At 49.9% G+C, this 15,279-nt stretch carries 11 protein-coding genes and 1 pseudogene; 11 read left to right on the top strand and 1 reads right to left on the bottom strand.

Translation table 11 applies throughout. From position 1 onward, the window contains the following. Nucleotides 1-29 precede the first annotated feature (29 nt). The 10 genes and pseudogenes from G5S52_RS24320 to G5S52_RS11960 all read left to right on the top strand — a co-directional run bounded on the left by G5S52_RS24320 (nucleotide 30) and on the right by G5S52_RS11960 (nucleotide 12,683). A pseudogene (locus G5S52_RS24320) lies at nucleotides 30-1,858 on the top strand (ATP-binding protein). A 120-nt stretch (nucleotides 1,859-1,978) separates the two neighbouring features. After that, the gene (locus tag G5S52_RS11995) at nucleotides 1,979-2,221 is read left to right on the top strand and encodes a hypothetical protein (protein ID WP_165013804.1); all 243 of its coding nucleotides are present in this window, start codon (nucleotides 1,979-1,981) and stop codon (nucleotides 2,219-2,221) included. A gap of 318 nt (nucleotides 2,222-2,539) precedes the next feature. Then, nucleotides 2,540-2,866 carry an STAS domain-containing protein gene (locus G5S52_RS11990; RefSeq protein ID WP_002539874.1) on the top strand — a complete coding sequence of 109 codons (327 nt, stop codon included), beginning with the start codon at nucleotides 2,540-2,542 and terminating at the stop codon, nucleotides 2,864-2,866. Nucleotides 2,867-2,891: 25 nt separating this feature from the next. Further along, nucleotides 2,892-3,701 (top strand): OmpA family protein, encoded by an 810-nt coding sequence (locus G5S52_RS11985; protein WP_165013802.1) that lies wholly within the window; start codon nucleotides 2,892-2,894, stop codon nucleotides 3,699-3,701. Beyond that, nucleotides 3,698-5,797 (top strand): SLBB domain-containing protein, encoded by a 2,100-nt coding sequence (locus tag G5S52_RS11980; RefSeq protein WP_165013800.1) that lies wholly within the window; start codon nucleotides 3,698-3,700, stop codon nucleotides 5,795-5,797. The genes G5S52_RS11985 and G5S52_RS11980 overlap by 4 nt, the downstream gene beginning before the upstream one ends. Next, nucleotides 5,797-6,504: a P-loop NTPase family protein gene (locus G5S52_RS11975; RefSeq protein WP_002539871.1), complete on the top strand. Its 708-nt coding sequence runs from the start codon at nucleotides 5,797-5,799 to the stop codon at nucleotides 6,502-6,504. The genes G5S52_RS11980 and G5S52_RS11975 overlap by 1 nt, the downstream gene beginning before the upstream one ends. A 3-nt stretch (nucleotides 6,505-6,507) precedes the next feature. Continuing rightward, entirely contained in the window at nucleotides 6,508-8,049 is a 1,542-nt protein-coding gene (locus tag G5S52_RS11970; protein ID WP_165013798.1) for a response regulator, read from the top strand. Nucleotides 8,050-8,104: 55 nt separating this feature from the next. Beyond that, complete coding sequence (locus G5S52_RS23935) at nucleotides 8,105-9,595, top strand: PAS domain-containing protein (RefSeq protein ID WP_235956216.1); 1,491 nt, start codon at nucleotides 8,105-8,107, stop codon at nucleotides 9,593-9,595. Further along, nucleotides 9,538-11,163 (top strand): ATP-binding protein, encoded by a 1,626-nt coding sequence (locus tag G5S52_RS23930; RefSeq protein ID WP_235956213.1) that lies wholly within the window; start codon nucleotides 9,538-9,540, stop codon nucleotides 11,161-11,163. The genes G5S52_RS23935 and G5S52_RS23930 overlap by 58 nt, the downstream gene beginning before the upstream one ends. Before the next feature lie 83 nt (nucleotides 11,164-11,246). Then, nucleotides 11,247-12,683 (top strand): sigma-54-dependent transcriptional regulator, encoded by a 1,437-nt coding sequence (locus G5S52_RS11960; RefSeq protein ID WP_165013796.1) that lies wholly within the window; start codon nucleotides 11,247-11,249, stop codon nucleotides 12,681-12,683. Nucleotides 12,684-12,764: 81 nt separating this feature from the next. Here the strand turns inward: G5S52_RS11960 and G5S52_RS11955 are convergent, their stop codons facing one another. Next, entirely contained in the window at nucleotides 12,765-13,703 is a 939-nt protein-coding gene (locus G5S52_RS11955; RefSeq protein WP_165013794.1) for an NAD-dependent epimerase/dehydratase family protein, read from the bottom strand. 423 nt (nucleotides 13,704-14,126) lie between these two features. On the opposite strand from G5S52_RS11955, the gene G5S52_RS11950 reads away from it, so the two are divergent. After that, nucleotides 14,127-15,134, top strand: a complete 1,008-nt coding sequence (locus G5S52_RS11950; protein WP_165013792.1) for a glycosyltransferase family 4 protein — start codon at nucleotides 14,127-14,129, stop codon at nucleotides 15,132-15,134. Nucleotides 15,135-15,279: the final 145 nt, after the last annotated feature.

Raw genomic sequence — 15,279 nt, 5'->3', positions numbered from 1 at the left:
ATAAGCAGGCAGCGAGGACGGCGAAGGAGATGATGATGAAACAGTTACCACTCTGGCTTAAATACATGCTGTCCGTACTTGCAATAACCATGGCGCTAAGCTTTATTGCTGGCGAAGCCGCTCGTTCATTTGAACGCCAATATCTTTCTGATCGAATGGACAATCAAATCCGCGCCAATTTTTCCGCGCTGACGGCTGCACTGTCTTCAGACGTACTCATCAAGAATTCTGGCGCACTGAATGAAAAGCTCGCACTGATGGCAGAGCATTACCCCGACCTCTGCTATATCTCCATCATTACTGATGGCGGCGTGCAAATTGGACAATGGGGCGATAAACCTCACGACAACAACCCAATGGCTCTCAATTTCGTCAACTCTGTGACCTATCGTGACATCCAAGTCGGCGACATGCAGATTTCCATGAGTAAAAAACAAATGATGGCCGACATTGAAATCCACGTAGAAACCGTGCGCTTTTACACAGCGCTGGCTTTACTCTCGCTTGGTTTTCTCATTTTCTTGCTGTCACAAAAGATGGTTTTTGGCCCACTATCAAAAATCAATCAGCGTTTAATAAACATCGCCGAACAAGAAGGCCGCGCACCGCAGCACGTCAATGAAATTACGCGCCTGTCTAAGTCCGTCGATGATCTGGAATTTCACATTGAGCATTTGCGGTATCGAGAGCAAGAACTCGAGCAGGCGCGGGAACATGCTGTCGCCGCGAACCTCGCCAAATCCCAGTTTATTGCGACCATGAGCCATGAGATACGCACACCTATGAATGCCATTTTAGGGGCGATCGATATCCTCAAAGAAGAAAAGCTCCCGGAGCAGTGCCAAACTCTGACCAATATGGCTGACGACGCTGCGCACCTGCTGCTTAACCAGCTCAATGACATACTGGACTACTCAAAAATCGATGTCGGTGCCATCAAGGTCGAAGAAAAAGAGTTTGATGTCGCTGAGATGGCGCGTGGCGTGATCTCTATGTTTGAAAAGTCAGCAGAGACTAAGGGTATCAACCTGAGATTTGACGACAGACTGAACCATCACATCATTGCCAAAGCTGATGAAGGCAAGCTCTCCCAGGTTGTCACTAACCTGGTGGGCAATGCCATCAAGTTCACCCAGTGTGGCGAAGTGGAACTCATGCTCAGCCATCATTTCCCTCACGGTCTTCGCATTCACGTCAGGGATTCCGGGATTGGGGTGGAGCCAGAGTATCAGAAAATTATTTTTGAACCCTTCACTCAGAAAGATGCGACCTTCTCCCGCACCTACGGCGGTGTAGGTATGGGGTTGGCTATTTCCAAGCGTTTGGTCGAGTTAATGGGTGGTGACATCCAGTTGGAAAGTCATGTCGGATTGGGCAGTGAATTCACCGTGGTGCTGCCGTGTGAGCTGCATTACCCAGAAGAATATACACCTGGCCCGCTAAGCAGAACTGCCTTTAAAAGTGACTCAGCCACTGCGATTCTTCTGGTGGAAGACAACGCTGCCAACCAATTGATCGCCCGTACCATGCTGGAGCGTGCGGGGTTCAGAGTCACCACCGCCAACAACGGCAAAGAGGCGATATCTGCCATAGAGAAAGAAGAGTTTGCGTTGGTCCTGATGGACTTGCAGATGCCTGAATGGATGGTTTCACTGCCTGTGAAACCATCAGGGCACTCAATGAACATGGTCGTACTCTGCCGATTCTCGCCATGACTGCCAATGTTTCAGAGAAAGACAGAGAGAAATGCAAAGAAGTCGGCATGGATGATTTTCTGGCGAAGCCCGTCAATAAGCGCAAGATGATTGATGTCATTGAGAATTGGACGGGTAAAAAGCACATCAGCTTTAACGCCTAGCCGCCTAACAGCCCCTCCCTTTGTTTCAAAAGAAGAGGGAGGGGCTGTTTTCTCAAACCTCAGCCTGTGCATGTTGTCCTGTTTTGCTCTAATTGGGTATAAAGAAGCAGGATAAGTACGATGGCTGTGACCGCAAAACACCTTTTGAAGATCTATCAAGACCGCGCCAGCATGCAAGCGCTTGGAGTCACTCACCCGCCCACTCACATTGTCGAGGGGACAGCGAGATTGGTTGAAGTGCTATCCAAACTCCCGCCAGAAGAAAAAATCTTGATCGAGTGTGCGGGCAAAACTCTGTTTATTAGAGAGACCAACGGCGAAGTGCTGGCAGAGATAGATCCTCGAATCTCTAGGGACCGTTAACGTACTGGTGTCGCTTAAAGTTGGATCAACATAAAAAGCCAGCATTTCCTATTCCGCCAACTCACCAACAAATCCTCTACTCCCTCCCGCAAAATCATCGATTTACTTCTATCTTATATTTAAGACAAATCGCCATATTGAGCACTAATTGGCAATCAACATGAAGAGTGCATGAGTTTCCCATTTCTGTTTTCAAAATGAGAAATCCAATATATGCCCTCCACTAAGAATCTCTATCTGACTGTTTTTAATAAACATTACAACATGGTATGGAATTCGCATTAGAACCCATATCTATACAGGTGAGGCAAAAAAGTCATGCAAATCGAATCCATTAAACAGCCTGATGAATCCCTTCTACTGATAGTTCGTGGTGACATGGATGCTCAGGGATGCAGCGAAGCACAACCCATACTGGATGAGCTTGTTGCCGATGAAAAAATGACGGATATCTCCATGAACTTAGGTGAAGTGGACTTCCTCGACAGTTCAGGCATTGGAGCGATTGTATTTCTGTTCAAGCGTCTGAAAGCGAAAGGCCACACTCTGTCTCTGACCAATGTTCATGGTCAACCGATGGAGATCATCACCCTGCTGCGCATCAACAGTGCGATTACCGTAGAAGCCGCCCAAACGACTCAGTAAGGCTTTCTTCCCAGGGAGAATTAGGATGACAAACTGCTTCACACTTTTCTTCGCGATACTGCTGCTCTCTGGTTGTTCAGCGTTTCCTGACCACGGTCAAGGTGGTATGGCCGAAGGTTATCATTCGTCAATTTCTCCCGTTATGCCTGATGAACCTCTCGGCCCTGAGCATGGTCTGCGATTCGAGTGGGAGTTGGGCGCCAGACACCTCGATGTTCTTGTGCTGGAAGGGGCAGAACTTTGCTTCCCTGCTACCGTATTACAAGCACGCCGTCTACAAGACCGCATTGTCCGTGAGCTGCATGGCGGACTGGAATTTGACGCCGCCAACGACATTATTATCCAACGTGCCACCCTCGAAAGGCTCGAAAAGCAGCTAGATGCAGTGAAGCGCAGTGGCGCTTGCGTACCAGCATCGGCAGACGGCTACAGCAACGCCTCAGACCTCGCTGCAGAAATCTACACCTTACTCAATGTCGATAATCAATTTGCCTTCAATTCACCTGAAGTGAACCCCAAATACATGGGTCACCTGGCAGAAGCCGCACACCTGCTACGAGACCTGCCTCAGTACAGTCTTCATGTTACCGGACACGCAGATTCGGTGGGCGGTTCTGCCGCTAACAAAAAGCTGTCTCTCGAACGTGCAAATCAGGTCAAACGTTACCTACAGATATTCGGTTTATCCCCCTCACGCATCACGGTCGATGCAGTGGGTTCAACCGACCCGCTTTTTGAAGGCAGTGAGCCTCAAAACCGCCTCGTAAACCGCCGTGTTTCTATCGAGTTGGTCGAAGCCGAAGCCAATTCAGAAGATGAGGGGAGTCAACCATGACCCGTTTCATCACCCTATTATTCCTGCTGATGGTCAGCGTTTCCGCGACCGCAGACGAGTATCGTGTGCAGGTGGGTGATCAGATTGCCATCATGTTGCCCGGCGAAGTCACCCTGAACAAAGAGTTTCAGGTTGATCGTCAGGGAAGGCTCACTCTCCCTGAAGTCGGCATGGTTGAAGCCAACGGCATGACAGAAGCCGAGCTGGATGCCGCAGTGAAAGAAACGCTTGGCGCTGTGTTCCGTGATCTTTCCTCCCTGCAAGTGTTCATCAGTAAACGACAACTGCTCGTGACCATTCAAGGCTACGTGGAAGAGCCGGGTGAGTTCACGCTAAATCAAAATGCCTCAGTGCAAATGGCCCTCTATGCCGCAGGCGGACTGCGTGCTGGTGCCCAGTTGGACCGCTTCCAGCTGCGTCGCAACGGCGAAGTGATTATTTTTGACTACAAGAAATTTCTCGATACCGGCGATTCAAGCCTGCTACCTGAACTGCGTTCGCTGGACACGCTGTTCGTGCCTGCCTCTCCAATGATTGGCAACATTGAACAAACGTTTGACCCTACCGCTCTGGCTGATTCCGGTGATGCCGCAGAAGACAGAGAAGCCATTAAGGTGTTTGGTGAAGTGTTACGCCCGGGCAGTTTCTCCGCCAAAGAGGAAAACAACCTGGTGGACATGCTCATGCGTGCAGGCGGCGTGACCCGCTATGCGGCAGTGGAACAAATCCGCGTTATCTCCGACAACGAGCCAAAAATCTTCGACCTCAAACGCTATCTAGACTCAGGTGATGAAAGCCTTCTGCCGAACATTGTGGCAGGCGCGACGATTTTTGTACCTAAGCAGGAAGAAGAAATCAAAGCCGGCTCCAACACCGTGTATGTGATGGGAGAAGTCGCCAAGCCGGGTGCCTACGAAGGCAAGGAAGGGGCTACCTTCATTGATATTCTTGCTAACGCTGGCGGCCCCACGCGTTTCGCTGAAAGTCGACAAATCCGTATTATCCGGCGAAATGGCACCAACGTACCGTTCGACCTCACCTTGTTTTCGGAAGGACGAATGACAGATGCCATGCCTAAGATCATGCCGGGCGACGCCATCTTCGTGCCAGAGAAACTGGATTTAAATGAAAAATCCTGGCTCAAGGTATCGCCTACCCGCGCCGTCCGCGTGATCGGGGAAGTTCTTCGACCCAGCCGGGTTGAGTGGTCAGACGAAATGTCGCTGATGGATTTACTCGCCCATGTTGGTGGCCCCACCTCACGCGCCGATACCAGCCGTATTGAAGTCGTCACGCCCATTGGAGGGAATCGCACTAAAACCTACGTGCTGAACCTTGATACCTTCATCAACGAAGGACGCCCTGACAGCGAATTACCCGAGATTCGTGCCGGTTCAACCGTCAGGGTCCATGATTTGCCAGATGATCCGACGGACAACAAGTCCAAATGGATTCGTCAAAGCTCAGACAGCTCCATCTATATTTTCGGTCAGGTCGGGGCGCCGGGGCGCTACCGTTTCACCGAAGAAATGCATTTTCTCGACATCCTCTCCGCGGCTGACGGCCCAACCACTGATGCCGATATACATAACATTCGCATCACGCACTTAGACGGAAAGCATGCCCGTGTCAGTCGCCTCAACCTTGCCCTGTTTTTCGAAACCGGTGATGCGAATTTACTGCCGGAAGTAAATATCGGCGACACCATTTATGTACCAGAAAAAGATCGCAACTGGTTGGATCGCCCGAAAGAAGAAACCATCCGCGTACTGGGCGCTGTGAACAAACCCGGTCGCTATAACTTCGATGATCATATGACTATTCTGGACTTGCTCGCTGAAGCAGGAGGCACGTCCAACAATGCCTATGTCGAGAAGATCACTGTCGTGAACCTCTCTTGCTGCCGAGATCAGGCGCGAACCTTCAATCTTTCAGAATTCAGCCGAACCGCCCGTTTTCAGGATCTGCCCGTGCTTCGCGCCGGTGATACCGTGTATATACCCAGCAAGGATGAAAGCACCGCAGAAAAAATCCGCCAAGGGATTACCGACTTGTTCCAGATAGCCGGTATCGCCGCACTGATAGGAATATTGTGATGTTTATTTCGCCGCTCAACGTCGAGATCGAACGCATTTACTTTCAGATCGTTCGCAACAATTACAAAACCCTGACCATCACCGCCACGGAATCAGGCGAAGGTGTGACTTCTCTAGCTTCTGCCATTGCACACCGTTCCCTGCTAGCTGGGCAATCTACCCTTGTGGTTGACCTGAACCTTTACCATCCCAGCCTCGTCAGTCAGGGCATGACAGTCACGACTTATGACAATCATTACCTGCCCAACCCCGAACTGGTGGGCGTGGACGGTGAAAGCACATACTTCACCGGGATCATTGCGCCGTCCAAGCGCGAAACCATCATGGAGCTTCGTCGCCCGGGCTCTTTGGAAGCGTATGTCGAAGAGTGGCACAAAGATTATGATCTCATCATCTTCGACACCTCGCCGATGGCGCGCTTGAACGCCAACAACATTCCTCCTGAAAGGGTCGCGTCTGCGTCGGACGGAACCATTTTAGTGGTAATGTCAGGGCAAACCACTGAAGCTCAGGCATCCGAATCTGTGAAAAAATTACACGATGCCGGAGGTCACTTGTTGGGCTGTGTGATGAACGACAAAAACAACCCTTCGCTAAAGACTGAAATTCTTCGCGAGGTCGGCAGGCTGTCCAAACGATTCCCAAAAATCACCCAAAGGCTACGTAAATCTATTTTCAGTAGCCATCTGTTGTCGTTGGAGATATAGCGTATGGTCTCTGTGGTAAAGGAAGAATGCCGCCCCGCTACACTCACTAAGGTGAGTAGCACTCGAAAGCATTTGGGCGAAACGCTCAAGCAACGTGGCGTCGCTGATCACCTTTCCAACAAAATCCAGCTGTGCTTTTCTGAAGCAACCGCGAATCTGATAGAGCACACAGACCCTCACCCGACCTTCATTGCTGTCACTTTAGAATGTGTTGATGGTGCCTGGCTGCTGCACATTGATGATGACGGCGAAAGCTGGGACCCAACATTGGCAAGCCGGGTGCAATCACTCGATACCTTTGAAGAAAAAGAGGGTGGACGAGGTCTCGCTCTGATCCACAGCCTGACCGACGAACTCGAATACGTTAAGCGCACCACGTTTGGTGCCAATCGCCTCACACTGAAATGGAAGATACAGCAGGTAGCGACCAAGCCCAGCGTATTAGTCGTTGAAGACGACGATAGCCAGCGTCGCCTGATAAGCGCGTATCTCTCAGAACACTTTAAGGTTTCTGAAGCCGCAAATGGTCAGGAAGCCCTGCAGTTCTTGATGAATAACCACGTTGATTTGGTAATTTCTGATATTCGTATGCCCAGTATGGACGGGTTAGATCTTAAAAGAGCACTCCATAAACAAACCAATACGCTACTTACCCCATTCATTTTCCTCACCTACGCGGACAGCCAGGAAGTACGGGACAACGCCATGGGTTTGGGGATCGATGACTATATCCTCAAACCTGTTACCAAATCTGCATTGGTACAAAGCGCTCGAAGAGTATTGCATCGCTCAGAGCAAATCTATCGTCAGCTCACCGATAAGGTGAACCATAGGATTACGCAATCTCTAACTCCGTCACTGCCAACAGAGTCCCGCAACTGGCAAATTGCCATTGCCACCAGAAATACCGGGATTGGAGGTGGTGATTTGGTATTGCACCGCAACACGGATGATTTCCTGATGATCAACATGGTCGATGTGATGGGCCATGATGTAGCAGCCAAGTTCTTCTCTTACGCCTATGGCGGCTACCTACGCGGATTGATGTATCACGTCGACGATACTGATGATCCGTGCGGCACGCTATTAAGCCGTCTTTCCGACTGTGCCATGGACGATAATTTGCTCTCACAGGTCATCTTAACCTGCTGCTCTGTCGCGCTTTACGACAATGCCACCTTATCAATGGCAACCGCTGGTCATCCTCCGCCAATTAAAGTCAGTGAACAAGGCGCTGAACTGATGGATGTCGGCGGCATTATGCCAGGTGTGCTCTATGGCGCAGACTACCAAACCCTGACCTCGACACTCAGTTCAGGAGAGCGCATTGCACTTTATACCGATGGCTTGTTTGAGGCAGCAGACTCCACGGAGAGTCGACAGGTTCTCGAAAAAGCGGTGATGCGCGAGCTGGAAAATACACGCTCATTACCCGTCAATGAGGCTGTACAGCATGTCATGCAGGTTTTTGATAACTATGGGGATTGGCACCGTGACGATGCCACCATTGTGCTGTTGGAATATGCCGACCCTGTACTAGACTGACAGTAAATCGTTCGCTTTATGCCACCGAGCTCATATTTAACAGCAGAGGCCCGCTTTGAAGATTCGCATTAGAACTGTTTATCGCGTTGCTCTTATTTTCGTCATTGGGCTGGCAGTGATGATCGCTTTTGCTGCGACATTACTTGAAAAAGAAAAGCATCATGATGTGTATCATCTCGAGGCACATATTTCTCAATTGGTCACGCTTACCACCCTGCCTTATTTAGAACGCAGAGATCTGGAAGGGCTGCAACGTATTTCAGACCAAATCACCAAGCAACCAGGGATCTTGTATCTGACGATTGAAAAAGGGCAAAACGTTTGGGCGCACTCTCATTCAACGCGGGACCCAACCATTAAAGTCACCACCGTGTCGCTTCCCATCGAAAAGAGCCCAGTCCCAGGCGTTGAAGCTGTGATTGGTTTTCAAGCTCAGCACTTTGAATCAGCATCATCCGAACTGGGGCAAATCATCATATTCAGCACGGTGGCGCTCGCCATCATCGCCATATTCAGCATCTACTTTATGATGGTCGGCGCAATGCGGCCGTTGAAACGCTTAAACCATCTCCAAGGCACAGACACAGCACCAGAGGATGTCAAACTGGTCAATTACGCCGATGATATCAGCGCCACCGTCGAATATATTCTCAACACCAAAGAAAAGTTGGATAAAAGCTACGCCCAACTCCACGCTTCGCTCAAAGAACAAAAGTATTCGTACATTGAAGCGCGCCAGATTGAAGAGCAAAGCGAAGCTATCTACAAAGCCTCACACGATGCGATCATTGTGGCCAACGATCAAGATATCATCATCGAGTTCAGCCCGGTGGCAGAACAAATTTTCGGCTGGGATCGGGATGATATAGTCGGAAAATCCATGGCGGAGACCATAGTGCCTCCTCCCATGAGAGACATGCACATTCAGGGCATGCGCCATTTCCTGGAAACCGGAGAAGGCCCAGTACTCAACCAACGGATCGAGCTCAGTGCTATCCGACGAAGCGGTCGTGAATTCCCGATTGAAATATCCATCTCCGCAGCCAAAACAGAACAGGGGCACATTTTTGTCTCTTACATCCGCGATATTACTCAACGGTTACAGAACCAAACAGAGCTGAAAATTGCAGCGCATGCTTTCGACACCTCCCAACCCGTCTTCATTGCAGATAACAAAGGGCACATTATTCGCAGCAATCCTGCCTTTACGACTATTACAGGCTACCACAGCAGCGAAGTGGCCGGCGAAAAACCACGCTCTTTAACCGCTAACCCTGAAGACCTTGGGTTCCACAAAAAGATTTGGCGCATTCTGCACGCTGAAGGAAGCTGGGAAGGGGAAATGCGCCTGAGGCATAAAGAAGGGCATGAAATACCCGTTTTTATGTCCATCACTTCCATTACCGATGAAAACGATGAACTTAGCCATTACGTTGCACACTTCTTTGATCTGACAGAACAAAAAGGGGCGAAACCCGACTCAAAGAAATGCAACTGGCAGCAGAGAATGCCAACAAAGCGAAGAGTCACTTTCTGGCTGCCATGAGTCATGAGATTCGCACCCCCATGAACGGCGTACTTGGCGTACTTGGACTCTTAAAAGAAACTGAACTTAATGATTTACAGAAGAAACTGGTAAAAACAGCCCGTGAATCCGGTGAATTGTTGCTGGCCATCATCAACGACATTCTCGACTTCTCCAAGATGGAAGCAGGCAAGCTCTCGCTCGAGAACAACCCGTTCAACATGTATGACTTGTTCGAACACACCGTCGATATCGTCTACCCGCAGGCAGAGAACAAAAACCTCCAGCTGACCTCCCGCATCGCTGACGGTGTGCCAAAGTATTTGGTCGGCGATGGCGATCGTGTCCGCCAAATTCTGTTGAACCTGCTTTCCAATGCGGTGAAATACACCAACACCGGCACCGTCAATATCAACCTTCAATGCTTACACCGCCGACATGATTCGGTGCAACTTCAGGTCGATGTGAAAGACACGGGAATAGGGATTGACCAAAAGCACATTCCTACGCTGTTTGAAGAGTTTACGATGGCACAGGCCACCTACAGCCGTACCCATGAAGGAAGCGGATTAGGCTTGGCAATCTGCCGTCAGTTGGTCAGTCAGATGAACGGGCAAATCTCTGTGATCAGTGAAGTGGGTAAAGGATCCACCTTCACTTTTACCATTGAGTTGGCCATTGCGGATGAGCAGGAATATGGTGAGGTAACCAGCAAGAGTAAGCAAGACATCAACCCAACCAATATTTCAGATAATCTGCGCATCCTTGTGGCAGAAGATAATCCCGCAAACCAAATCGTGCTGCGCACCATGATGGAATTCTCCGGTATTTCTGTCGATATCGTCAGTAACGGTGTCGAAGCCGTCGAAGCCGTTTCACATATTCCTTACGACATTGTTTTGATGGACATTTCGATGCCACACATGGACGGCATGGAAGCCACCAAGAGAATCCGTGCAATGGACGCTCCGGCTAAAGATGTCGTGATTGTCGCTCTCACCGCCCACGCACTTCGTGGCGACCGGGAGCACTTTATCGAACTTGGCATGGATGACTTTGTTTCCAAACCCTTTACCCGACAATCCATCCTAGACTGCCTTGCCCGCTGGCAACCCAATGACACTGCAATTAGCCCAAAGTCTGCGCCAGACAGTGCACTCTCAATGGCCTCGAAACCCATTACAGACATGGCGGACATTAACGCCGAAACCGATACTGGTGCAGATAAAGACGCGCCGATGGTAGATGAGGCCACTCTGGCACAATTGGCCAAAGATACGTCCGCAGAATTGGTGCCAGAGTTGATTGAGTTTTACATCAAAGATGCCCGTCAGCGGGTGGAAAAAATCGCCCAGTCGGCGAACGAGAACGACCATTACACGCTGGAGTTTGAAGCACATACGCTCGGCAGCAGTGCTGCAGCTCATGGCAACAAACAGCTTTGTGCGTTCTGTAGAGACATCGAAAAGCATTGTCTTGAGCAAAGCTTTGACCTTGCGCTCGCAAGTGCACAAGCCATTTCTGATATTGCTGAAAAGTCTTTCGAAGCGTTAGAAGCTCGGGCAGAAAAAGGCTTTACGAAACAGTAGGTCGAACATGTCTTACACTTAAGACAGAAACCAACCATCGCTTACCGTGCTAAGCCGACGATCACAAAGAGGAAAAAGCTCACATGAAGTCAACGTACCGCGTCCTGATCATTGAAGACTCGCTACCACTCGCTAACCTCTACAAACAATATCTGGCTAACGAGTCTGTTGAGCTGGCCTGCGTCGAAACCGGCCAAGCGGCACTCGATTACCTGCAGGAAAGCACGCCTCACCTGATTTTGCTCGACCTGAAACTGCCTGATATGCCTGGTGAAGAAATCCTGCAGTGGATTAAAAAACAGGGGATTCCTTCTTCCGTTATCATCGTCACCAGCCATGGCACACTCAACACTGCCGTCGATTTGATGCGCCAAGGCGCGGTGGATTTTCTCGAAAAACCGGTCAGTGCAGAAAGGCTCAAAACAACCATTAAGAATCAATTAGAGCATGCACGTCTTCAAGGTTTGGTGGAAGATCTACAAAGCAGCTTTGAACGCCACACCTATCATGGCTTTATCGGTGCCAGTCTACCGATGCAGAACGTTTACCGCATTATCGACTCTGCCGCCCCAAGCAAAGCCACCGTTTTTATCACTGGGGAAAGCGGTACCGGGAAAGAAGTATGCGCAGAAGCCATTCATAACCAAAGCCCTCGCGCAGGTGAACCATTTGTGGCATTGAACTGCGGCGCCATTCCTCACGATTTGATGGAGAGTGAAATTTTCGGCCATATCAAAGGGGCATTTACCGGCGCGAGCAATGACAGAAAAGGGGCGGCGGCACAAGCCAATGGCGGGACCCTGTTCCTTGATGAAATCTGCGAAATGGATTTAGAACTGCAGAAAAAACTGCTGAGATTTATCCAAACAGGACGCTACCAGAAAGTCGGTGCCAGCAAAGAAGAGAGCGTAGACATTCGCTTCTTGTGTGCAACTAACCGCGACCCAATGAAAGAAGTTGCCGAAGGCCGTTTCCGCGAGGATTTATACTACCGTCTCCACGTGGTGCCACTTGCCATGCCGCCCCTTCGCGAGCGGGGCGATGACATCCTTTCCATCGCCACCAGCTTCTTGGTTTCTTACGCCAAGGAAGAAGGAAAACTCTTCACCCGCTTTTCCCCCGAGGCAGAAGTCGTGCTGCGCCATTACCCCTGGCCGGGCAACGTCCGCCAGTTGCAGAATGTGGTTCGCAATGTAGTGGTTCTTCATGATGGGGAGGCGGTTACCATCAAACAGTTGCCGCCACCTTTGAATGAAACCTTGAGCGATCAGGAAATCCGGTCCATCACCAAAACCATGAAACCTGTTGAGCCTGTGAAATCTGGATTTATTGAGGAAAGAGCGGACGAAGACGCAGCACCTGATTCTGACATTCGTCCACTGAGCGAAATTGAGCGGGAAGCCATTCAGAAAACTATCGCCTATTGTGATGGAAACGTGTTGAAGGCCGCCGTTCTATTGCAAATCAGCCCTTCCACGCTTTATCGGAAAAAGCAGGCTTGGGAAACCGACGAAGCCTGACCGACATTTCCCTCTTCAAACCAAAAACAACGCCGCATAAATGTGGCGTTGTTCTTTCGGAATGTTATTGAGATTGCAGGGCTATCCCACCGAGCGTTCACCGTCTTCGTTGAGGTAATCAATCAACTCTCTCAGCCCTTGCGTGACTGAGGTTTGCGCGACCAGACGCAGCTCTTTTTGGGCATGCATGGGGCTGCCAATTGAGGTGCGGATATCACCTTTTCGCGCTGTCAGGTAGGACACACTGACTTTTATCCCCGTTAACGTCATCAAGGTATTGGCAAGCTGGTTAACGGAAAGTGCTTCACCACGGCATACATTAAACACCTCAGGTGTCGTCGAGATACTCTGCATCGCACCACGAAGGAAACGAACCACATCACCGACAAAAATGAAATCGCGCGTTTGCTCGCCATCACCAAAAATTGTCAGGGGTTGAGAGGCCATGATCCTATCGGCGAAGATAGAAATCACGCCGGAATAAGGCGATTTAGGGTCCTGTCTAGGTCCAAACACATTGAAAAAACGCATTCCCGCTGTCGGAACACCATGAACCATGGAAGCCACTCTGGCGTGAAGTTCCGATCCCAGCTTATCTGCGCCATAGGCGGTCAATGGTCGGGGGATCGAGCGCTCTGACAGAGGCATATCAGCGTTATCGCCATATACTGCAGCAGAAGATGCGTAGACGACAGGCGTTTTAGCGGTTCGGGCAGCTTCAAATACACGAATGCTGGCGGTCAGGTTCACCTGATGGGTTTCAATCCACTCTTCATTCGAACGTTCAACAGAAGCAATGGCGGCGAGATGATAGCAACCGTCCATTTCTTTCATCGCCTCTTCCAACACACCCGGCTGGCAGATATCGGCAACGCGAAGTTCACAGTGTCTTGGAACGTTGTTGCGGTAGCCCGTTGAGAGGTTGTCGACGACCCTGACATGGTGACCCTCTGCCAGAAGCGATTCAACTAAATGGGAGCCGATAAATCCGCATCCGCCTGTCACTAAATAACTTGCCATAAAGACCTCTGTCCGTTTCGAGATTCTATCGGTACTCTCTGCAAAGGGTTTGCCAGATTTTCTGAACCGAGGGTCATTTCAGAAAGAAAAATCACTCAAATTCGATGAGTTATTCAATAAAAACATGAATATAAAATCATTTCACGTTATTGCTATTGATAGATTTCCTCCTGAGCCAACAAGCCACCTGTTCCCTCTATCCGCACGAGAAAGAAGCGGGCTCCTATCATTTCGTCATTTTGACATGCGGTTTGACTAATTCCGTTTTCTCCTTTTCTCATTTTGATGAATTTCAACACCTTGCACACACTGCGTAATAACGCCCTGTTCGCTATTTCAAGGAGTTAGCACACTGGCATTAAGTTTGCTGAAAGGCTTTCGGTAGAGTCTTTTCACTTTCTTGATTGGAAATGGGTGGTAAAAATGGAAACGAAGAAGATTTGGTTAGTATTAGACAGTCGTGGTTTCGGCGGTATCGAGTCTCACGTAGAGCATCTGGCGCTTGGCTTGAACAGTGCGCGGAATGAAGTGACGGTGGTCTTTCTCAATAACTACGGCAGCCATCCTGTCCAACGCCGCCTCCTCTATGCAGGTCTCCAATGTGAAGTGCTAGACGGACGTCTGACAACCCTGTGGCGTGAAATACGCAAACACAAGCCTGACGTTATTCATACCCACGGTTACAAAGCCGGCATTCTGGTTCGCCCTATGTGTAAGATGATGGGAATCACCTGTGCAAGCACCTTCCACAGCGGCGAAGAAAAACAAGGAAAGCTAAAGATGTACGACTGGTTTGACCGTCATACCGCTTTTTTGGCCGACAAAGTGTTCGCTGTCAGCACGCCCATTCTGTCAACGATCCCTTGCCCTGCAGAACTGTCAGACAACTTTGTGAATACCCGAGACCTCTCTTTATCATCCGGCGAAGAGATTGCCTTTGTCGGTCGCCTCAGCAAAGAGAAAGCGCCTGACCGTTTCGTGCTGCTTGCCAAACACTTTCCTTATCTCGACTTCCACATTTATGGCGATGGCCCCATGCGCAAGGAACTTGAAAAGTCTGCGCCTGCTAACGTGGTGTTCCATGGCGCGCAGACAGACATGAGAAGGGTCTGGCCGCGAATCGGGCTGTTGGTGTTGCCGTCCCGCGCTGAAGGCCTCCCTATGTCATCGCTTGAAGCCATGGCAAGGGGGATTCCGGTGGCCGCTTTCAATGTCGGCGCACTGGATAAGCTCATCCAGCACGAGAAAAATGGTTGGTTGCTGAAACAGGGAGACGTCACATCTATGGTCGATGTAGTCCATGACTGGCGAAACAGCGATCCGCAAAAGCGTTCAACGTGGCAAATCAACGCGATTTCAACCATTAAAGAGCGTTACTCTGCTGAAGCTGTCGTTCCGAAATTGCTGAAGGCTTATACCCAAACGACCTGAAGTTACTCGTATTCAGGTTGTATCGGCATATTCCCTGTAAATCTGACTCTCAAAATGAAAGAAAACCCTGAGCCTGAGGCGAGAAATCCAATCAGGCTCTTTTATTTCAATCACTTAAAAACTGGTGCGTTCTTTGCAGTCACAC

Source organism: Grimontia sedimenti, assembly GCF_011045095.1.
Taxonomy (GTDB): Bacteria; Pseudomonadota; Gammaproteobacteria; order Enterobacterales; family Vibrionaceae; genus Enterovibrio; species Enterovibrio sedimenti.
Note: the sequence above shows the minus strand (reverse complement) of the source record. Positions and strands in the feature narration are given on the sequence as shown.

Bases quoted from the DNA above. Each gene is read 5' to 3' on its own strand.
- G5S52_RS11995 (WP_165013804.1), top strand. From the start codon at position 1,979: ATGGCTGTGACCGCAAAACACCTTTTGAAGATCTATCAAGACCGCGCC.
- G5S52_RS11990 (WP_002539874.1), top strand. From the start codon at position 2,540: ATGCAAATCGAATCCATTAAACAGCCTGATGAATCCCTTCTACTGATA.
- G5S52_RS11985 (WP_165013802.1), top strand. From the start codon at position 2,892: ATGACAAACTGCTTCACACTTTTCTTCGCGATACTGCTGCTCTCTGGT.
- G5S52_RS11980 (WP_165013800.1), top strand. From the start codon at position 3,698: ATGACCCGTTTCATCACCCTATTATTCCTGCTGATGGTCAGCGTTTCC.
- G5S52_RS11975 (WP_002539871.1), top strand. From the start codon at position 5,797: ATGTTTATTTCGCCGCTCAACGTCGAGATCGAACGCATTTACTTTCAG.
- G5S52_RS11970 (WP_165013798.1), top strand. From the start codon at position 6,508: ATGGTCTCTGTGGTAAAGGAAGAATGCCGCCCCGCTACACTCACTAAG.
- G5S52_RS23930 (WP_235956213.1), top strand. From the start codon at position 9,538: ATGCAACTGGCAGCAGAGAATGCCAACAAAGCGAAGAGTCACTTTCTG.
- G5S52_RS11960 (WP_165013796.1), top strand. From the start codon at position 11,247: ATGAAGTCAACGTACCGCGTCCTGATCATTGAAGACTCGCTACCACTC.
- G5S52_RS11955 (WP_165013794.1), bottom strand. From the start codon at position 13,703: ATGGCAAGTTATTTAGTGACAGGCGGATGCGGATTTATCGGCTCCCAT.
- G5S52_RS11950 (WP_165013792.1), top strand. From the start codon at position 14,127: ATGGAAACGAAGAAGATTTGGTTAGTATTAGACAGTCGTGGTTTCGGC.